This window comes from Streptomyces sp. NPDC093225 (genome assembly GCF_044753805.1).
Taxonomy (GTDB): Bacteria; Actinomycetota; Actinomycetes; order Streptomycetales; family Streptomycetaceae; genus Streptomyces.
Genome location: NZ_JBIVNX010000025.1, coordinates 60,818 through 78,210 on the forward strand (window position 1 = coordinate 60,818; position 17,393 = coordinate 78,210).

The 17,393-nt window shown below is 74.3% G+C and carries 18 protein-coding genes; 10 read left to right on the plus strand and 8 right to left on the minus strand.

Annotation, left to right across the window (positions count from 1 at the left end; translation table 11 throughout):
* Positions 1 to 30 precede the first annotated feature (30 nt).
* Both ACIQCH_RS22660 and ACIQCH_RS22665 read right to left on the minus strand, forming a co-directional pair.
* Positions 31 to 1,620 (minus strand): GAF domain-containing protein, encoded by a 1,590-nt coding sequence (locus ACIQCH_RS22660; protein ID WP_402583498.1) that lies wholly within the window; start codon positions 1,618 to 1,620, stop codon positions 31 to 33.
* Complete coding sequence (locus ACIQCH_RS22665) at positions 1,617 to 2,654, minus strand: rod shape-determining protein (RefSeq protein WP_402583500.1); 1,038 nt, start codon at positions 2,652 to 2,654, stop codon at positions 1,617 to 1,619. Before ACIQCH_RS22665 ends, ACIQCH_RS22660 begins: the two co-directional genes overlap by 4 nt.
* A gap of 194 nt (positions 2,655 to 2,848) precedes the next feature.
* On the opposite strand from ACIQCH_RS22665, the gene ACIQCH_RS22670 reads away from it, so the two are divergent.
* Positions 2,849 to 3,544 (plus strand): esterase/lipase family protein, encoded by a 696-nt coding sequence (locus ACIQCH_RS22670; RefSeq protein WP_402583502.1) that lies wholly within the window; start codon positions 2,849 to 2,851, stop codon positions 3,542 to 3,544.
* A gap of 50 nt (positions 3,545 to 3,594) precedes the next feature.
* Here the strand turns inward: ACIQCH_RS22670 and ACIQCH_RS22675 are convergent, their stop codons facing one another.
* Positions 3,595 to 4,194, minus strand: a complete 600-nt coding sequence (locus ACIQCH_RS22675) for a hypothetical protein (protein ID WP_402583597.1) — start codon at positions 4,192 to 4,194, stop codon at positions 3,595 to 3,597.
* A gap of 149 nt (positions 4,195 to 4,343) precedes the next feature.
* Here ACIQCH_RS22675 and ACIQCH_RS22680 point away from each other — a divergent pair, with 149 nt between their 5' ends.
* On the plus strand, positions 4,344 to 5,603 hold the full coding sequence (locus tag ACIQCH_RS22680) for a hypothetical protein (protein ID WP_402583504.1): 1,260 nt from the start codon (positions 4,344 to 4,346) through the stop codon (positions 5,601 to 5,603).
* Between the two features lie 103 nt (positions 5,604 to 5,706).
* Here ACIQCH_RS22680 and ACIQCH_RS22685 read toward each other — a convergent pair whose 3' ends face one another.
* Complete coding sequence (locus ACIQCH_RS22685) at positions 5,707 to 6,126, minus strand: MarR family winged helix-turn-helix transcriptional regulator (protein ID WP_402583506.1); 420 nt, start codon at positions 6,124 to 6,126, stop codon at positions 5,707 to 5,709.
* A 105-nt stretch (positions 6,127 to 6,231) separates the two neighbouring features.
* On the opposite strand from ACIQCH_RS22685, the gene ACIQCH_RS22690 reads away from it, so the two are divergent.
* From ACIQCH_RS22690 to ACIQCH_RS22700, 3 genes are all read left to right on the plus strand, one after another.
* Positions 6,232 to 7,263, plus strand: a complete 1,032-nt coding sequence (locus ACIQCH_RS22690; protein ID WP_402583508.1) for an NADP-dependent oxidoreductase — start codon at positions 6,232 to 6,234, stop codon at positions 7,261 to 7,263.
* Positions 7,264 to 7,329: 66 nt separating this feature from the next.
* Positions 7,330 to 7,752, plus strand: coding sequence for an organic hydroperoxide resistance protein (locus ACIQCH_RS22695; protein WP_402583510.1), 423 nt, complete (start codon positions 7,330 to 7,332; stop codon positions 7,750 to 7,752).
* 118 nt (positions 7,753 to 7,870) lie between these two features.
* A complete protein-coding gene (locus ACIQCH_RS22700; protein WP_402583512.1) occupies positions 7,871 to 8,761 on the plus strand; it encodes an EI24 domain-containing protein in 891 nt (296 codons plus the stop codon).
* A gap of 57 nt (positions 8,762 to 8,818) precedes the next feature.
* Here ACIQCH_RS22700 and ACIQCH_RS22705 read toward each other — a convergent pair whose 3' ends face one another.
* Positions 8,819 to 9,034 carry a hypothetical protein gene (locus tag ACIQCH_RS22705; RefSeq protein ID WP_402583514.1) on the minus strand — a complete coding sequence of 72 codons (216 nt, stop codon included), beginning with the start codon at positions 9,032 to 9,034 and terminating at the stop codon, positions 8,819 to 8,821.
* A 141-nt stretch (positions 9,035 to 9,175) separates the two neighbouring features.
* Positions 9,176 to 10,087, minus strand: a complete 912-nt coding sequence (locus tag ACIQCH_RS22710) for a LysR family transcriptional regulator (protein WP_402583516.1) — start codon at positions 10,085 to 10,087, stop codon at positions 9,176 to 9,178.
* Between the two features lie 59 nt (positions 10,088 to 10,146).
* Between ACIQCH_RS22710 and ACIQCH_RS22715 the strand changes: the two genes are divergently transcribed.
* The 4 genes from ACIQCH_RS22715 to ACIQCH_RS22730 all read left to right on the plus strand — a co-directional run bounded on the left by ACIQCH_RS22715 (position 10,147) and on the right by ACIQCH_RS22730 (position 13,073).
* Positions 10,147 to 10,953: an NAD(P)-dependent oxidoreductase gene (locus ACIQCH_RS22715; RefSeq protein WP_402583518.1), complete on the plus strand. Its 807-nt coding sequence runs from the start codon at positions 10,147 to 10,149 to the stop codon at positions 10,951 to 10,953.
* Between the two features lie 225 nt (positions 10,954 to 11,178).
* Entirely contained in the window at positions 11,179 to 11,898 is a 720-nt protein-coding gene (locus tag ACIQCH_RS22720) for an META domain-containing protein (protein ID WP_402583520.1), read from the plus strand.
* A gap of 291 nt (positions 11,899 to 12,189) precedes the next feature.
* Positions 12,190 to 12,672 carry an AbfB domain-containing protein gene (locus ACIQCH_RS22725; protein ID WP_402583522.1) on the plus strand — a complete coding sequence of 161 codons (483 nt, stop codon included), beginning with the start codon at positions 12,190 to 12,192 and terminating at the stop codon, positions 12,670 to 12,672.
* 17 nt (positions 12,673 to 12,689) lie between these two features.
* Positions 12,690 to 13,073 carry a hypothetical protein gene (locus ACIQCH_RS22730; RefSeq protein WP_402583524.1) on the plus strand — a complete coding sequence of 128 codons (384 nt, stop codon included), beginning with the start codon at positions 12,690 to 12,692 and terminating at the stop codon, positions 13,071 to 13,073.
* A 53-nt stretch (positions 13,074 to 13,126) separates the two neighbouring features.
* Here the strand turns inward: ACIQCH_RS22730 and ACIQCH_RS22735 are convergent, their stop codons facing one another.
* Positions 13,127 to 13,708 (minus strand): TetR/AcrR family transcriptional regulator, encoded by a 582-nt coding sequence (locus ACIQCH_RS22735; protein WP_402583526.1) that lies wholly within the window; start codon positions 13,706 to 13,708, stop codon positions 13,127 to 13,129.
* 144 nt (positions 13,709 to 13,852) lie between these two features.
* On the opposite strand from ACIQCH_RS22735, the gene ACIQCH_RS22740 reads away from it, so the two are divergent.
* The gene (locus tag ACIQCH_RS22740; RefSeq protein ID WP_402583528.1) at positions 13,853 to 16,327 is read left to right on the plus strand and encodes a glycoside hydrolase family 3 protein; all 2,475 of its coding nucleotides are present in this window, start codon (positions 13,853 to 13,855) and stop codon (positions 16,325 to 16,327) included.
* Between the two features lie 60 nt (positions 16,328 to 16,387).
* Here ACIQCH_RS22740 and ACIQCH_RS22745 read toward each other — a convergent pair whose 3' ends face one another.
* The gene (locus tag ACIQCH_RS22745) at positions 16,388 to 17,311 is read right to left on the minus strand and encodes an SGNH/GDSL hydrolase family protein (RefSeq protein WP_402583530.1); all 924 of its coding nucleotides are present in this window, start codon (positions 17,309 to 17,311) and stop codon (positions 16,388 to 16,390) included.
* Between the last annotated feature and the right edge of the window lie 82 nt (positions 17,312 to 17,393).

A 17,393-nucleotide genomic window follows, 5' to 3' on the forward strand; every position in this document is an offset into this window, starting at 1 on the left:
CCGCGGCCGGGGCGACCGCCCCGGCCGCGGCTACAGCGGCGACTCCCACGTCACCGTCGTACCGCGGTCGCCGGCCGCCGTCCGGCCGTCGTCCGTGACGGTGAGCCGGACCAGGCCGTCGTCCGCCCGCGCGTCCACCTCCACCTCGATCGCGCCCACCTCCGTACGCCGGTACGCCGCGGCCAGCGCGCCGCGCAGCACCGCCAGCAGCTCGCCCGCCGCGTCCTCCGGCACCAGGGCGTCCACCGCCCCCGCGAACCGCACCGAGGGCTGGAAGCCGAGCAGCACCGCCGCACCGCCGGTCTCGCGCAGCACCCGGCCGCGGAACGTGGTCGGGGCGTCGGTCGGCGGCTGCTGGAGCGCGAAGATCGCGGTACGGACCTCCTGGATGGTGGAGTCCAACTCGTCCACGGCCCGGCCCAGCTCGTCGCCGACGGTGTCCGGCACGGCGGCCGCCGCCGACCGCCGCCGCGTGGCGTCCAGCATCATCTCGGTGGCGAACAGCCGTTGGACGACGAGGTCGTGCAGGTCGCGCGCGATGCGGTCGCGGTCCTCGTACACCGCGAGCTGCTCGCGGTCGTGCTGGGCGTCCGCCAGCACCAGGGCCAGCGCCGCCTGCGAGGCGAACTGGCTGGCCAGCAGCCGGTCCACGGCGTCGTACGGGCGGCCGCCGCGGTGCCGCGGCAGCGCGAGGGTGCCGATCAGCTGGCCGCCGCTCTGCAGCGGGAGCATCATGCTGGGCCCGAAGCGCTTGCGCACGCGCGTGGTCATCCGGGGGTCGGTGGCCGAGTCGTCGATGAACACCGGCTCGCCGCCGAGCAGCTGCTCCAGAACGGCACTGCCCGGTGCGATCGTCGTACCGACGAGATCGCCGGGGTCGTCGCGGGTGGAGGCCGCGACGATCTCCATGCCGCCCTCGGGGGTGGGCTGGAGCACGACGCCGGCGGCGGCGTCGGCGAGCAGCCGGGCACGTTCGGCCACGCACATGAGCGCGTCGGCGGCCGGGCGGCCGGCCAGCAGGGTGGTGGTCACCGCGGCCGCGCCCTCGATCCAGCGCTCCCGGCGGCGGGCGGTCTCGTACAGCCGGGCGTTGCCGATGGCTATCCCGGCCTGCGAGCCCAGCACGCGCAGCAGCGCGAGGTCCTCGTCGGTGAACGGGCCGCCGCGCTTCTCGGTCAGGTAGAGGTTGCCGAAGATCTCGGTGTGGACCCGGATGGGGACGCCGAGGAAGCTCTTCATCGGCGGGTGTCCGGGCGGGAAGCCGACCGCGCGCGGGTCCTGCGCCAGGTCGTCGAGGATCACCGGGCGGGGGTCGCTGATGAGGGCGCCCAGCACACCGGACCGGCCGTCGGGCAGGTGCGGGATGCGGGCGCGCTCCTCGTCGGTCAGGCCGGCGGTGAACAGGTCGGTGACCCGGCTGCCGTGTTCGCGGCCGGGGTCGATGACGCCGAGGGCGCCGTAGCGGGCGTCGCACAGTTCGGTGGCGGTGTCCACGATGTGCTGGAGGGTGGCGTGCAGCTCCGGTTCGGAGCCGACGCCGAGGACCGCTTCGAGCAGCGCGGGAAGCCGGGGCACCTCCTCGGTGCCGCCGGCTTCCGCGCCGCCCGGGGCGGGGGTCATGCGGACAGCGGGTTGAGGACCATCGGAGCGATCTTCCCTTCCAACATGGCGCCGAGACCCATCACGGCGCACACGTCGGGCCGTTCCGCGATGGCGACGGGCATCCCGGTGGCGTCCCGCAGCATCTGGTCCAGCCCCGGCAGCAGGGCGCTGCCTCCCACCATCATGATCCCCCGGTCCGTCAGGTCCGCGACCAGGTCGGGCGGGCACTCGCGCAGCACCTTGCCGATCGCGTCGAGCACGGCGGTCAGGGGGGTGTGGATGGCGTTGCGCACCGCGGCCGTGTCCACCCGGACGGAGCGGGCGAGGCCGGTGGCGACGTCGCGGCCGTGGATCTCGGTGACGGCCGGGCCGTTCGCGGTGATGCCGTTGCCGTGCAGCGCCAGCTGGAGCGGGCGCACGGCCTGGCTCGGCAGCATCAGCTCGTGCTGGTGGCGCAGGTGCTGGACGATGGCGTGGTCCACCGCGTCGCCGCCGACGGCCACCCGTTCGGCCGTGACGATCGAGCCCAGCGAGAGCACGGCGACCTGGGTGGCCGCGGCCCCGCACACCATGATCATCGTCGCGGTCGGCTGCTCGACCGGAAGTCCGCAGCCGACGGCCGCGGCGATCAGGGTGTCGACGAGCTCCACCCGCCGGGCGCCGAGTCCGACCATGGTCTCCACCGCCGCCCGCTGGGCGAGCGGGTCGGCGTCGTGCGGGGTGCAGGCCGCCGCGCGCAGCCGGGGCTTGCGGCGCAGCGCGCGCCGCAGCTTCTCGCCGAGCAGGTGGCGCAGCATGCGCTGGGCCATCTCGATGTCGACCACGGTGCCGCCGGTGACGGGGCGGACGACCCTGATGTAGTCGGGCGTGCGGCCCGTCATCCGCTCGGCGAACGAGCCGACGGCGATCAGGGCGCCGGTGCGGGTGTTCACGGCGGCGACGCTGGGCTCGTCGACGACGAGGCCCTGCCCCTTCACGTAGACGCGCGTCCGGGCCGCCCCCAGATCGACGGCGACGTGGCAGCGACGCAACTGCTCAAGACTGACGGTCACGGCAGGTCCTCCCGAGTGCGCTGGCGCAAGGTGACCGGCCGAGTGTCGGTCACAATTCATACTTTCTCGGGCATTTAAGACATCCGCCATCTCGGGCTGAGCCGTCGGGGGGTGCTGCACAAGGGTGGTCTTCTGTCGTGTCGGGCCGCACCATGCCCCCACTACTCGCGCGTAACAAGGTAAGGGGGTCCCCCATGCTGACGGCCCGCCAGAAACTGGCAGCCCTCCTCGCCCCGGTCGCCGTGCTGGCCGCGCTCCTCGCGCCCGCCCCGGCACACGCCGCTGACCAGGCCGTATCCCGAAATCCGGTGGTCTTCGTGCACGGCTACAACGCCGACCCCGGCGTCTGGGGCCCGCTCCGCGGCCGCCTCGAGACCGCCGGCTACACCGACGCCGAGCTCTTCTCGTGGGGCTACGACACCCACCAGTCGGTCAACGAGGTCCTCTCCGGCCGGCTCTCCTCGTACGTCGACCAGGTCCGCCGGCAGACCGGCGCCGCCCGCGTCGACCTGGTGTCCCACTCCTTCGGCTCCCTGGTCACGCGCTGGTACGCCAAGTTCGGCGGCGGCACGGCCACGGTCGGGCACTGGGTGTCCCTCGCCGGCCCCAACCACGGCACCTCCACGGCGTGGGCCTGCGCCCTGTGGGACCAGGCGTGCCGCGACATGACCCCGGGGTCGTGGGTGGTCGGCCACCTCGCCGAGGGCGACGAGACCCCGGGCGCGGTCGCGTACGCCACCTTCTGGTCGAACTGCGACGAGGTCGTCAACCCGGACGGCAGCGTCCCGCTCGCGGGCGCGACGAACGTCGGGGTCGGCTGCCTCAAGCACAACGACCTGCTGGGCGACGCGGCGGTCGCCCGCGGCGTCCAGGAGTTCCTGGCGTCCTAGTCCCAGGGGGTGTCCGGCCTGCGGGCCCCCGGCGGGTGCCTCCGGGCCGGTCAGCCCACCGGCCGGTCCCCCGGGTCGGTCGCGTCCGGGAAGGAGAGGCGCTGCAGCAGCCCCCACGTGAACTCCGCCACGCAGCGCCGCTCCGCCCCCGTCGCGTCCCGGCCCCGGAAGTCCAGCCGCCACCGCGTCGGCGCCGTCCCCTCCAGGGGGCGGACCGGTGCGAACGCCCGCGCCACCTCGTCCACGGTGCACGACCAGGGGGTCAGGTCCGCCAGGCCGTCGAGTTCCGGGCCCGTCTCGCCGGGTGCCCGTACCAGCCACTCGTTCCACACCGCCCCGTCCGGCGCGGCCAGCACCTCGAACCGCAACGTCGGCCACAACGGCACCGGCCACCGCAGCGCCTCGCACTCCAGGTCCCCGATCCGTCGCCGCCCGGTCGACTCCGGCGGTCCCAGCACCGACCGGTACCGTGCCAGCGCCCCGCGCGACCGCGGCGACCGGACCATGGCCTGCCAGCGCTTGTTGGCCTCGCGCTGGTCGGCGAGCGACGCGCCGAGGGCCCGCCGCGCCTCGTCCACGAGCTCGGGCTGGAAGTCCGCCATGCGGCGGAGCAGGACGAGTTGGAACGCGGCGGGGCCGAACGAGGTCATGCCACTCATGCCGGACAGGCTGCCACCCCCATCGGACGGGCCGCCACGCCGCCGACCGCCCGCGCCGCCCCGGAGCGGGCAATTCCACACAGGATCCTTACAGGTCCGGGACTCCGATGTTGCCGCGGGCGGCATAGCCTGCGGCAGCCATGGACTACTGCAACGCCTGCCGACGGCACCTCAACGGCGCACTGGCGTGCGCCGGCTGCGGGACCCCCGCCGAGCACCTCACCCCTGCCCCTGCGGACCGCGCCGCGCCGCCGCCCTGGCAGGCCCGGGACCAGGCCCGGCCGTCGTCCACCGACGTGTACGGCCCCGGATCCGCCGGCGGGTACGCGCCCGGGGCGCCGGCCGCGTACGCACCCCCGCCCGCGGGGGTGGAGGCCTACGCGCCGCCCGGTGCGGAAACGTTCATGCGGCCGGGTGCGGAGGAGTTCGCGCCGCCCGGTGCGGAAGCGTTCATGCGCCCGGGTGCCGCGCCCGCCCACGCGTCCCCGTACGCCCCCACGGCCTGGCCCGGCCCCGAGGCGGCCGCCGCCCACGGCCGGCCTCCCGAGGGCACCCGTGGCGGGGGAGCCCACGGTGGGCCCGCCGCGCCCGCCCCCTGGACCCCCGGCGGACCGGCCACCGGTGCGTACGACGGAGTCGGTACGGACGCCTCCCGGGCACCCGCCGCCGCCTTCATGCGCCCCGGCGGCACCCCGGCCGCCGACCCCACCGCGGGCGGGTTCGGTCCGGACGGGTTCGACGGGTCCGGCTCCGACGGGTCCGGCCACGACGGGTCCGCTCCGGCCGCCGACCCGGACGCGGCGGAGCTGGGCGCGTACTCCTTCGGCGACCACCAGGCGCGCGCCGCCCGGCGCCGCAGGTCCGTCGACCGCAGGCGCAGCCGCACCGCCCTGGTGGCCGGCGCGGGCCTCCTCTGTGCGATCGCCGGCACCTTCGTGCTGGCCCGCCTCACCTCCGACGACCGCCCCACCGCCCGCGCCACCACGGTGGTCCAGGAGCAGGACCTGGGCGCCGACCAGCCCGTCACGGACGACACGCAGGGCGCGGCCGACCCGTCGGTCCTGCCCAGCCGCGCGTCCGGCTCGGGAGGCTCCGCCCAGGGTGCGGGGGAGGGCGAGCCGGAGGCCTCCGACGGTCCCGCGGCCACGGGCGACCCCACCCCCGCGGAGGCGGACCCCACGACGGAGGAGCCGGAGCCCGGTCCCACGGACACGGTGGCCCCGGACGCCCCGGCCCCCGAGCCCCGGCACACCGGCAAGAAGCCGCGCTCGACCCGCCACCCGGCCACCCCCGGGCCGAGCGACGGACCGTCGAGCGGCGGCGGGACCGGCAGCGCCTCGCCCGGCCCGAGCCCCGAGCCGTCGCCGACGGAGGACTGCTTCCTGTTCTGGTGCTTCTGACGGCACCTCGCGGCGGCCGCCCCGCGGCCCGTACGCCACCCGGACGCGGCTCTTCCTGTGCCTCCGCCGCCTGGGGAGGCACGGGAAGAGCCGCGTCCGGCTGCTAGCGCACCATCCGCTGCAGCAGGTCCCGCAGCGTCGTGCGCTCCTCCGTCGTGAGGGCCGCCAGCGGCTCGCGCGCGAAGTCGAGGGACTCGCGGAGCAGGGTCGCCGTCCGGGCGCCCTCCTCCGTGGCGGCCGCGAGCTTGACGCGGCGGTCCGCCGGGTCCGGTCGGCGCTCGACGAGGCCGCGGCCCTCGAGGCGGTCGATGATCCCGGTGACGTTCGAGGGCTCGCACTTCAGCTTCTGCGCGATGTGCCGCATCGGCATCGGATCGCGGGCGAGCAGTCCGAGGACCCGCGCCTGGGCGCCGGTCAGCTGGTGGTTCGCGGCGGCGTGCTCGTACTCGTCGTGGTAGCGGGCCACGACGGAGCCGATGAGCTCGACGACCTCGAGGGTGAGGGGGTCTGTGGAACTGGCCATGGCAACCAGCGTACCGGTTTACTTGACAACCTGAAATATCTAGGAGCATGGTTGTTTCAGTCCGGAAACCATTCATCCGGAAACCATTCAGAGGATGAAATAATCATGACCGAGACCGTCGCCCTCCCCGCCGTCAGCCGTGAATGGCACCTGGTCCGCCGCCCGCAGGGCTGGCCGACCGCCGAGGACTTCGCCCTGCGCGAGGTGCCCCTCGCCGCCCCGACCGAGTCCGGCCGGATCCTGGTGCGCAACCTCCACATGTCCGTGGACCCCTACATGCGCGGCCGCATGAACGACGTGAAGTCCTACATCCCGCCGTTCCAGCTCGACCGCCCGATGGACGGCGGCGCGGTCGGCGAGGTCGTGGCCTCCACCGCCGAGGGCTTCGAGGTGGGCGACCACGTCCTGCACGGTCTGGGCTGGCGCGAGTACGCCGAGCTCGACGCGAAGGGCGCCACCAAGGTCGACGGCTCCCTCGCCCCGCTCTCGTACTACCTCGGCGTCCTCGGCATGCCGGGCCTGACGGCGTACGCGGGCCTCTTCGAGACGGCCTCCTTCAAGGAGGGCGACGCGGTCTTCGTCTCGGGCGCCGCCGGTGCCGTCGGCAGCCTCGTCGGCCAGTTCGCGCGCATCAAGGGCGCCTCCCGGGTGATCGGCTCGGCCGGCTCCGAGGACAAGGTCAAGACGCTCACCGGCAAGTACGGCTTCGACGCCGCCTTCAACTACAAGAACGGCCCGGTGGCACCCCAGCTCAAGGAAGCCGCCCCCGAGGGCATCGACGTCTACTTCGACAACGTCGGCGGCGAGCACCTGGAGGCCGCGATCGGTGCGCTCAACGTGCACGGCCGCGCCACCCTCTGCGGCGCGATCTCCCAGTACAACGACACCACCCCGGCCCCCGGCCCGCGCAACCTCGCCCTCGCGATCGTGAAGCTGCTGCGCCTGCAGGGCATGCGCGTCAGCGAGTACTACGGGCTCCAGCAGCAGTTCGTGAAGGACGTCTCCGGCTGGCTGCGCTCGGGCGAGCTGTCGTACGACGAGACGGTCGTCGAGGGCGTGGACAACGCCGTCGACGCGTTCCTCGGCATGCTGCGCGGCGAGAACACCGGAAAGATGATCGTTTCCTTCACCCGGTAGGCTCACCGCAGACCGTCGCGAATCGTGGGCGCGAGTCGCGGCGCCGACCAGAAGGATCACGGCTTCATGTCCATCCAGCAGTCCGACGTTCTCTACACCGCCGTCGCCACCGCCGAGAACGGCCGCGACGGCCGCGTCGCCACCGACGACGGCCAGCTCGACGTCGTCGTCAACCCGCCCAAGGCCCTCGGTGGCAACGGCGCCGGCACCAACCCGGAGCAGCTCTTCGCCGCCGGCTACAGCGCCTGCTTCCAGGGCGCCCTCGGCGTCGTCGCCCGCAACGAGAACGCCGACATCTCCGGGTCCACCGTCACCGCCGAGGTGGGCATCGGCAAGAACGACGACGGCTTCGGCCTGATCGTCAGGATCTCGGCCACCATCCCGAACGTGGACGAGGCCAAGGCCAAGGAGCTCATCGAGAAGGCCCACCAGGTCTGCCCGTACTCCAAGGCGACCCGCGGCAACATCACGGTCGAGCTCGCGGTCTGATCCCCCGAGTCCCCTCCGAGGGCCGCACCCCGTCCCGGGGTGCGGCCCTCGGTCGTCGCCCCCGGAGAGCGAGGCCCTCGCTCGCCCGCCCGTCCCGCCCCCTCGCTACCCTGGGCCCATGCGAGATCTTGTGGGGGGATTCCGGTACCTGGCGGCCGGACAGCGCTGGGTCGTCGGCCACGGCCGGTGGCTGGGCTTCGGGCTGCTGCCCGGACTGGTGTCGCTCGCGGTGTACGCGGGCGCGCTCACCGGCCTCGGCTTCGGCGCCGACGACCTGGTGGCCTGGGCCACGCCCTTCGCCGACGACTGGTCCTCGCCCTGGATCGGGCTCTTCCGCGGCTTCATGACCTTCCTGGTGATCGCCCTCGGCCTGTTCCTGGCCGTGATCACCTTCACCGCGGTCACCCTGCTCATCGGGCAGCCCTTCTACGAGTCGCTCTCCGAGCAGGTCGACCGTGCCGAGGGCGGCGAGGTGCCGGAGTCCGGGCTGCCGCTGTGGCGCGAGCTGTGGATCTCGGCCCGGGACAGCGTGCGGATCCTGGCGCGGGTGGCGCTGTACGGGATCCTGCTCTTCGCCCTCGGGTTCGTACCGGTGATCGGGCAGACCGTGGTGCCGGCGATCGGCTTCTGCGTCTCGGGATACTTCCTCACCCAGGAGCTGACCGCGGTGGCCCTCCAGCGCCGCCGCACGGGCCTCACCGAGCAGCTCGCCCTCATGCGCCGGCACCGGATGCTCGCGCTGGGCTTCGGCGTGCCGCTGGTCCTCGCGTTCCTGGTGCCGCTCGTCGCCGTGTTCCTGATGCCGGGAGCCGTCGCCGGCGCGACGCTGATGGTCCGCGACCTCACGGCCGACCCGGACGCGGACGACGACGAAGGCGACGCCACCTCCGCCGACGAGCCGCAGGCCCCCGCCGCGGCCCCGCACGCCGAGGCGCACTCCGGCTTCGGCCCGCCGCCGTCCCCCTTCGGCCCGCCGCCGGCCGCCTTCGACCCGACCTCCCGCTCGTAGGGCTTCGTTGGGTGGTGTCGTACGACGGCACGGTGCCGCCGGCGCCGCGCCGTCCGCTCAGCCGCGGAAGCCGTCGGCCCCGGGCGGCGTGACCCGGTGCATCGCGAGGCCGTGGTCGGCGGCCCGGTAGTCCACCGCCGTGTGCTGCGCGTCCCGCTCGACGAGCAGCCCGTCCGCGTTCCGCGTACGTCCGCTCCGCCGGCGCAGCAGGACCGCGGCGGCTGCCCCGGCACCGGCCAGCAGGACTCCCCACAGCACGAGCATCTCGGTCATCCGATCCCCCTCGGTACGGCGAAGCCCGAGGTCGGCGGGCCGCACGGCCGAGCGTAACGATCGCCGGGCGGCGCCGACAGGCGGCTTCGCGCCAGCCTCGCGGCGGCGCGAGCCGGAGGGGACACCGGCGCGGCCGGGGGCCTACGGGACCAGGGCCGCCGCCACCCGTCGGAGGATGCCCAGCAGGGCCTGCGCGGCCGGTGCGGGGGACAGGCCGCGCGGGGTGGCGGCGTACACGCGGCGGCAGGGCAGGTCGTGGCGCGAGACCGGCACCAGCACCAGGTCCGGCCGGACGGCCCCGGCGGCCAGCGCGGGCAGCACCGTGATGCCGAGCCCGGCCGCCACGAACCCCTGCTTCGCGGTCCAGTCGTTGACCCGGAAGGCCACGTCGGGGCGGAAGCCGGCCGCCAGCGCCGGGGCCATGAGCGTCTGCCCGGGCCGCACGTCGCCCTCGATCCACCGCTCGTCGGCCAGCTCCGCCAGCCGCAGCGGCGCCCGCCGCCCGGCGAACCGGTGCCCGCGCGGCAGGGCCACGTACATCGGCTCCTCCAGCAGCGGGTGCAGCTCGGGCCCCGACAGCGGCCGTCCCGCGGGCGCGCTCACCACCGCGAGGTCGAGCCGACCCTCCCCGAGCAGCGCCACGTGCCGGGCCGTCGGCCCCTCGGTGTGCTCCACGGTGACGTCCGGGTGGCGCTCCCCGAACTCCGCCACCGCCCGCGGTACGAGCGTCACGTCCGCCGCCGCGAAGGCCCCGACCCGCAGCACGCCGCCGCCCAGCGAGCGCAGCGCGTCCAGCTCCACCCGGGCGGCCCGCATCCGGTCCCGGACCGCCTCGGCGTGCGGCAGCAGCGCCCGGCCCGCCGCCGTCAGCCGTACCCCGCGCGGCAGCCGGTCGAAGAGGGCGGAACCCCACTCGTCCTCCAGCGCCTGGATCTGCCGGGAGACGGCGGACTGGGTGTAGCCGAGGGACTGGGCGGCCGAGGTGAACGAGCCGACCTGGGCCACCCGCAGGAAGACCTCGTACAGGCCGTGCGGCACATGTGCTTCGGGCATGGCGGCCATGCTAGACATTCGCTTGTCGCATGGGTACCGCCCCACCTAGCGTCGGGGGCATGGAGAAACCGGAGAAGATCGCGTTCCTCGGCCTCGGCGGCATGGGTGCCCCGATGGCCCGTCACCTCCTGGCCGCCGGCCACCCGTTGACCGTCTGGAACCGTACGAGGTCCAAGGCCGAGCCCCTGGCCGCGGCGGGCGCCACCGTCGCGGACACCCCCGCCGAGGCCGTCCGCGGCGCCGACCTCGTCGTCACGATGCTGGCCGACCCGGCGGCCGTCCGTGTCGTGGCCGACGCGCTGCTGCCCGCACTGCGCCCGGGCGTCCACTGGGTCGACACCTCCACCGTCGGCCCCGACACCGTGCGGGAGCTGGCCGCCCGGCTCCCCGAGGGGGTCACCCTCACCGACGCCCCCGTGATGGGCAGTGTGGACCGGGCCGCGACCGGCGCGATGTGGGTGCTGGCCGGCGGCCCCCGGCCCGGGCCGGTCGCGCGGCTCCTGGACCGCCTGGGGCAGGTCACCGACTGCGGTCCGGAGCCCGGGTCCGGCGCCGCCCTGAAGCTGGTGCTCATCAACGCCGCCATCGGCGGCGTCGCCCTGGTCGCCGAGGCCCTGAGGCTCGGTCGGGGGCTCGGCCTGCCCGACGACCTGGTGCGCACCGAGCTCGCCCGGGGGCCGCTGGCCGGTGCGGTGGCCCGGACCTTCGCCGAGGGCTCCCACTTCCCGGTCGCCCTGGCCGCCAAGGACGTCTCGCTGGCCACCGCCCACTCCCCGGACCCGCTCCCGCTCCTCGAGGCGGTCCGGGCCGGACTGGCGGCCCGCCCGGACCTCGCCGAACGCGACCTTTCGGCCATCCGCCCGTAGTTCGGGCGCCCGTACAACCGTGCGCCGCGGTCGGTGGTCTGACTCCGCATGCGGAACCGGAAGAGGAACCTTCGCAATGCCGTCGTCGGCCCAGCCCTGTGCGCTGCTCTGCTCGTAACCGGAGGGTGCACGGAGGTCTCCGGCAGCGACCCGGCCAAGGCCGGCGGCACCGGCGCGCCGAGCCCTCGCACCTCCCCGCGCAGGCTCCCGGCCGACCCCGGGGGCATGCTCCTGTGGGAGCGCTGGTCCATCGAGGGCCTGAGGGTGGCCGGACGCGAGATCAAGGCGCCGGCGAACGGTGCCGCCTGGCTGGAGTTCGACCCCGACGGCGTCATCTGGGGCAGCGACGGATGCCACCCGATGGCACGCCCGGGCACGGTGGCGGAACGCGACCTCACGGTGGAGCCGGCCGAGCGCGCGTTCGCGGCCGACGGATGCGAGCCGGAGCGGAAGGAGTTCAGGGACCGGCTCCAGGAGGTCTTCGCAGGCAGGCTCACGTTCCGCTACAAGTACCAGGTCATGGACCTCAGGAACGAGCGCGGGGACCACGTCTTCATCCGCATGGGCCGGGTCCGCAACATGTTCGGCCGGCGCTACCTGCTGGACCACGTCACCGTCATGGACGGCGAGTGGAGCTCGGTCGGGCCGCCCGGGGAGGCGCCGTGGCTGCGGTTCCGCGGCGACGGCACGGTCGAAGGCGGGGCGGGGTGCGGCAGGTTCGCCGGCCGTGCGGTCTTCGAGGGCGACCGGGTCGCCATCGGCCCCCTGACCGTCGCCGCCGGCGGGTCGTGCGCGGCACCGGTCCCCAGGGCGTTCCTGGCACACTTCCCCGGCACCTTCACCTGGCACTGCGAGCGCAACGACGGCCGTCTGGACCTCCACCCGGACGCCGACCTGGGCTACGAGGAGGACTACACGCTCGGCTTCCGCACGGTGAAGGGCTAGGGACCGCAGCCGGGACGAGGCCCGTTTCCGGTCGGGTGGACGCGGGCGTCACCGTCACCAACTGCGGGGCGTGGAAGGCGTCGTGTGGTTGAAGCGGTAACCGCGGCGAGCAGTGGCAGCCACGCCTTCGGCGGCGCATGATGGACGTAAGTGCTCTCACCGCCATGGACGCAGGAACGCGACGGCCGGTCCCGGCTCTCGCGCCCGTCCCACGCATGGGGTGGTTGATGCCGGATCGAGTGGTGCACCACTCGGGCACTCTGGTGGACGCATCACGGAAGGACGGACGTCGTGGCCGTTCTCAAGCTTTCGCTGTTCTCGAACAACTTCCCTGATTTCTTCATCATCGATCGCGACGGCTTCGCCGACATCGCCAAGATCGAAACCGAACAGGACCGCCGTGACGCCACGTTCGTGTGGACCGGCCCCAGTCTGGCGACCTTCGGCGGGAAGGGGATGCTGGTGCGGGCGGTCGCCCCGCCGGGATTCTGCCTGCACATCGCGACGTTCGAAGACTTCCGCATCGAGACCAAGTTCTTCACCGGGATCACGGATCCCCAGGTCAAGGCGCAGGTCATCGAGGAGTCGACGTTCGTCTTCGAAGCGGCGGAGATCGACCCCAACCAGGCTTCGTTCCGGTCCGTCAAGTGGCCGGAGCGGTTCCTCCGGCACAGGGACTTCCAGCTCTTCGCCGAGGAGCTGGAGCACACCGTTCCCGACCTCCAGTCCGCGTGCTTCAGGATCGCCGCGCCACTCCACCCCGAGGAGTTCTAGGGCGCAGGAGAAATGCGATGACCCACATCCGCTTCTGGAGTGTGTACTGCCCCATCATGGCGGCCGCGTTCGAACCGGTCCTCCTGCGCGTGGACGGAGGAGAGGTCTTCCAGAGCAACATGGAGCAAGGCGACACCGTCGAGATCGACGTGCGGTTGCCGATCGTGACCATGAACGTCGAGCTGGGGACCAGCGACCTCGACGGCCAGGGAAACCCCACCGGCCCGTTCCACCCCTTCCTTTACGAGAAGTTCGTGGACACGCACCACATCGAGTACCACGATTCCTTGAAGCTCGTCATCCTCCACGACGAATCGACGGTCCCGCAGACGGCCGTCTTCCGCGGCAGGATCGCGGGCCACGAGGGGAAGTACGAACTCTCGTTCAGCCTGCCGGGCTGACCTCGCGCCGGGCCCGCGACGCCCGGCACCGCTGCTCCCTCCCCCCGGGGCGGTCAGCCCGTCCCCGCCCCGCCCCCGTGCAGCAGCGCCAGGAAGCTGCGGAACGCCCCCGGCATGTCCACCGACTCCGGGTCTAGCAGCCACTGGTACTGCAGGCCGTCCATCACCGCCACCAGCAGCGGGGCGGCCTGCTCGGGGGTGAGGCCGGACGGCAGCCGGGGGCCGAACTCGGCGCGCAGCACCGTCGCCATCTCGGCCCGCACCTGCCCGTACCGCTCGGTGAAGAACTCCCGGGCCGGGTGGTCCTCCGTCACGCTCTCGCCGAGCAGCGCCGAGAAGGTCTGCACGATCCCCGGCCGCATCGCGTTGTAGTCCACCAGCGAGGCCAGCAGGTCCAGTCGCCACGCGCCCGCGGACCGGGTGCCGCCGCCGGTGTCCCAGCGGTCGCGCTCCTCGAGGACCGCCACCAACAGCGCCTCCTTGGTCGGGAAGTAGTGCAGCACGCCCTGCTGCGTCAGGCCCACCCGCTCGGCCACGGCGCCCAGCGACGCGCCCCGGTACCCGCGCTCGGCGATCACCTCGACGGCGGCGTGCAGGATCTCCCCGCGCCGTTCCTCGCTCCTGGCCCTGGCCATCGTCCCCGCTCCCGTCGTCCGTGCGTCACGGAGGACCGTACGGCATTCCCCAATATCACGGAACGATAACGTCACCTACCGATCTACAGGCAATCGCTGCACCATGGGGGCCACCACCAGGACGCCAACGAGGAGGTACGACCCGTGGCCGGCACCGCACACCCCACGGTCCCCGCAGCCGAACAGGCCGCGGCCGATCAGGCCCGCACCGACGCCGTCGAAGCGGCCCTCGCCAAGCTCGACCTCGACACCAAGACCCGGCTCCTCGCCGGCCAGGACATGTGGAGCCTGCCCGCCCTCCCCGAGATCGGGCTCGCCTCCGTCGTCATGTCCGACGGCCCCATCGGCGTCCGCGGCGTGCGCTGGACCGCCGACGACCCCTCCGTCGCCCTGCCCTCCCCGACCGCCCTGGCCGCCACCTGGGACCCCGAGCTCGCCCGCCGCGCCGGCCGGCTGCTCGCCCAGGAGGCCCGCCGCAAGGGCGTGCACGTCCTGCTCGCCCCCACCGTCAACCTGCACCGCACCCCGCTCGGCGGCCGCCACTTCGAGTGCTACTCCGAGGACCCGTACCTCACCGGCCTGATCGGCACCGGCTACGTCCGCGGCGTCCAGGAGGGCGGGGTCGGCACCACGGTCAAGCACTTCGTCGGCAACGACGCCGAGACGGACCGCTTCACCGTCGACAACGCCATCGCCCCGCGCCCGCTGCGCGAGCTCTACCTCGCCCCGTTCGAGGCGATCGTCGAGAACGCCCACCCCTGGGGCGTCATGACGGCCTACAACAAGGTCAACGGCACCACGATGACCGAGCACCGCTACCTCGTGAACGAGGTCCTGCGCGGCGAGTGGGGCTTCGACGGCGTCAACGTCTCCGACTGGATGGCCGCCCGCTCCACCACCGGCGACCTCGCCGGCGGCCTCGACGTGGCCATGCCCGGCCCGCAGACGGTCTACGGTCCCGCGCTCGCCGCCGCCGTCCGCGCCGGCGAGGCCGACGAGGCGGAGGTCGACACCGCCGTCCGCAACGTCCTGCGGCTGGCCGCCCGCGTCGGGGCCCTGGAGGGCGCCCCGCCGGTGGTCGCCGAGCCGCCCGCCGCCCTCGACGGCGAGGCCCTGGCCCGCGAACTGGCCGCCCGCTCCTTCGTCCTGGTACGGAACGAGGGCGAGGCCCTGCCGCTGACCCCCGGCGGCACGGTCGCCCTGCTCGGCGCCGCCGCCCGCGACGCCCGCGTCCTCGGCGGCGGTTCCGCCACGGTCTTCCCCGCGCGCGTGGTCTCCCCGCTCGACGGACTCGCCGCAGCCCTGCCCGACGGGGCCCTGACCTTCGCCGTCGGCGCCGACCCCAGCGACGAGCTCGCCCCCGCCGACCAGGGCTTCGAGCTGCGCGCGGTCTGCCGCGACGCCGCCGGGAACCTGCTCGGGGAGGGCTCCCTGCCCAGCGGCCAGGTCCAGTGGATCGGCGACGACCTGCCGGCCGGCGTCTCGTACGCCACCCTCGCCGACGTCGAGGTCACCGGCACCTTCGTGCCGCGCGAGAGCGGCGAGCACGCCTTCGGCACCCGCGGGCTCGGCGCCTTCACCCTGACCGTCGACGGCACCGAACTGTGGGACGGCGTCCAGCTCATGGGCGACGAGGCCGACCCCTTCGAGGCCTTCTTCGGCGCCCCCAGCGAGCGCGCCCGGCTGCACCTCACCGCCGGCGTGCCCGTCGAGGTCTCGCTGCGCCACCAGGCCCCCGACCTGTCCGAGGTCCCGCTCAAGGCCCTCATGTTCTCCCTGCTGCACCTCGGCCCGCGCCAGGACCCCGACGCCCTGATCGCCGAGGCCGTGGCCGCCGCCCGGGCCGCCGACACCGCCGTCGTGGTCGTCGCCACCACCGAGCGCGTCGAGTCCGAGGGCTTCGACCGCACCGACCTGCGCCTGCCGGGCCGCCAGGACGACCTGGTGCGCGCGGTGGCCGCCGCCAACCCGAACACGGTCGTGGTCGTCAACGCCGGTTCCCCGGTCGAACTGCCCTGGCGCGAGGAGGTCGCGGCGGTGCTGCTGAGCTGGTTCCCCGGGCAGGAGGGCGGGGCCGCGCTGGCCGACGTGCTCCTCGGGGACGCCGAGCCCGGCGGCCGGCTGCCCACCACCTGGCCGGTGGCGCTCGCCGACGCGCCCGTCACCGAGGCCGTCCCCACCGAAGGCCGGCTCGAGTACGCCGAGGGCCTGTTCATCGGCTACCGCGCCTGGGACCGGACCGGCACCGCGCCCGCGTACTCCTTCGGACACGGACTGGGCTACACGACCTGGGCGTACGAGTCCCTGGAGGTCACCGCCACCACGGCCCGGGTCCGGATCCGCAACACCGGCGGCCGCCCCGGCCGCGAGGTGGTCCAGCTGTACGCCGCCCCCGTCGGGGACCCCGTCGCGCGCCCGGCGCGCTGGCTGGCCGCCTTCGCCGGGGTCGAGGCCGGCCCCGGCGAGAGCGCCGAGGTGGAGATCCCCCTGCCGGCCCGGACGTTCGAGATCTGGGACGAGGAGGCGTACGCCTGGACCCGGATCCCCGGGGCGTACGAGATCCAGGCCGCCCGCTCCCTGGCGGACACCCGCCTGACCGCCCGCATCGACGTCGCGTAGCGGCCCCCCGAGACCGGAAGCCGGGGCGGGCCCTGACACCCGCCCCGGCTTCCCCCCCCGTCACGGCTTCGGCGGTGCGGCGGCCGTCACCTGCCGGTGCGCCAGCTCCGCCAGCCGCGCCTGCCCGTCCTTGCCCGGATGGAACCAGTCCCAGCGGCTGAGCTGCTCCGCCGTGAACGGGTACCGGAAGACCGCTCCGCCGTCGTACCGGCACAGCGGGTCCTTCCCGCACACGTCCCGCAGCACGTCGTTGTACGCCACCACCCGCTTGCGCACCGTCTGGCGCCGCGTCACCGCCGGCGCGTCCAGCGCCTGGGGATCGGCCAGCATCGACGGGCAGACCCCGAGGCTCCAGATCCGCCGCCCCAGCGCGCTGCCCCGCCCCTGCTCCCACAGCCGCAGCAGGTCGGGCACGCTGGAGACGTACACCTGGGTCTTCGGCGACCGGGCGCGCAGCTCCTTGAGCGCCCGCTGGAACTCGGCCCGGAAGTCGGCCACCGGCGTCATCGCCCCGGCGGTCGCCCGGCAGGCGTCGTTGGAGCCGGCCATCACCGTCACCAGCTCCGGCCGCTGCGCCGCGGCCTCCTCCATCTGGCCCGGCAGGTCAGCCATTCGGGCGCCGGTCCGGGCGAAGTTCCAGCTGCGGCCCGCCGCCCGGGCGTCCCCCAGCAGCCGGCTGGCGAGACTGTGCACCAGCGGGTCGTTCCCGGTGGCCCAGGAGGCCTCGGGGCAGTCCGCCAGCACCGAACACGCATCGAACCCCCGGGTGATGGAGTCACCCACAGCGGCGATGGAGGAAGGATTCGCCTTCCACTCAGGAGTGGGTTTCGGCGTGGGCCGCGCGGCGCTCCTGCCACCGGCCCCCGAACCGTCCCCGTCCCCCGGCGCGGAGCAGCCCGACACCGCCGCGACCAGCACGAGCGCCCCCGCGGCGGCTCTGCCGAGAGCGCCCGGGACGTTCCGGGTCCGTTCGGGACTGCGCATGCGGTGCTCCCCTCCCTCGCCGGCGTACGGCGTTCCGCCGGCGTCCTGCTGAGTGAAAGCTCGGTGTTTCCGGGCTCCTGGA

Excerpts from the sequence above, each read along its gene's own strand:
- ACIQCH_RS22660 (WP_402583498.1), bottom strand. The coding sequence starts at position 1,620 with ATGACCCCCGCCCCGGGCGGCGCGGAAGCCGGCGGCACCGAGGAGGTG.
- ACIQCH_RS22670 (WP_402583502.1), top strand. The coding sequence starts at position 2,849 with ATGCTGACGGCCCGCCAGAAACTGGCAGCCCTCCTCGCCCCGGTCGCC.
- ACIQCH_RS22675 (WP_402583597.1), bottom strand. The coding sequence starts at position 4,194 with ATGACCTCGTTCGGCCCCGCCGCGTTCCAACTCGTCCTGCTCCGCCGC.
- ACIQCH_RS22680 (WP_402583504.1), top strand. The coding sequence starts at position 4,344 with ATGGACTACTGCAACGCCTGCCGACGGCACCTCAACGGCGCACTGGCG.
- ACIQCH_RS22685 (WP_402583506.1), bottom strand. The coding sequence starts at position 6,126 with ATGGCCAGTTCCACAGACCCCCTCACCCTCGAGGTCGTCGAGCTCATC.
- ACIQCH_RS22690 (WP_402583508.1), top strand. The coding sequence starts at position 6,232 with ATGACCGAGACCGTCGCCCTCCCCGCCGTCAGCCGTGAATGGCACCTG.
- ACIQCH_RS22695 (WP_402583510.1), top strand. The coding sequence starts at position 7,330 with ATGTCCATCCAGCAGTCCGACGTTCTCTACACCGCCGTCGCCACCGCC.
- ACIQCH_RS22700 (WP_402583512.1), top strand. The coding sequence starts at position 7,871 with ATGCGAGATCTTGTGGGGGGATTCCGGTACCTGGCGGCCGGACAGCGC.
- ACIQCH_RS22705 (WP_402583514.1), bottom strand. The coding sequence starts at position 9,034 with ATGACCGAGATGCTCGTGCTGTGGGGAGTCCTGCTGGCCGGTGCCGGG.
- ACIQCH_RS22710 (WP_402583516.1), bottom strand. The coding sequence starts at position 10,087 with ATGCCCGAAGCACATGTGCCGCACGGCCTGTACGAGGTCTTCCTGCGG.
- ACIQCH_RS22715 (WP_402583518.1), top strand. The coding sequence starts at position 10,147 with ATGGAGAAACCGGAGAAGATCGCGTTCCTCGGCCTCGGCGGCATGGGT.
- ACIQCH_RS22720 (WP_402583520.1), top strand. The coding sequence starts at position 11,179 with ATGCTCCTGTGGGAGCGCTGGTCCATCGAGGGCCTGAGGGTGGCCGGA.
- ACIQCH_RS22730 (WP_402583524.1), top strand. The coding sequence starts at position 12,690 with ATGACCCACATCCGCTTCTGGAGTGTGTACTGCCCCATCATGGCGGCC.
- ACIQCH_RS22735 (WP_402583526.1), bottom strand. The coding sequence starts at position 13,708 with ATGGCCAGGGCCAGGAGCGAGGAACGGCGCGGGGAGATCCTGCACGCC.
- ACIQCH_RS22745 (WP_402583530.1), bottom strand. The coding sequence starts at position 17,311 with ATGCGCAGTCCCGAACGGACCCGGAACGTCCCGGGCGCTCTCGGCAGA.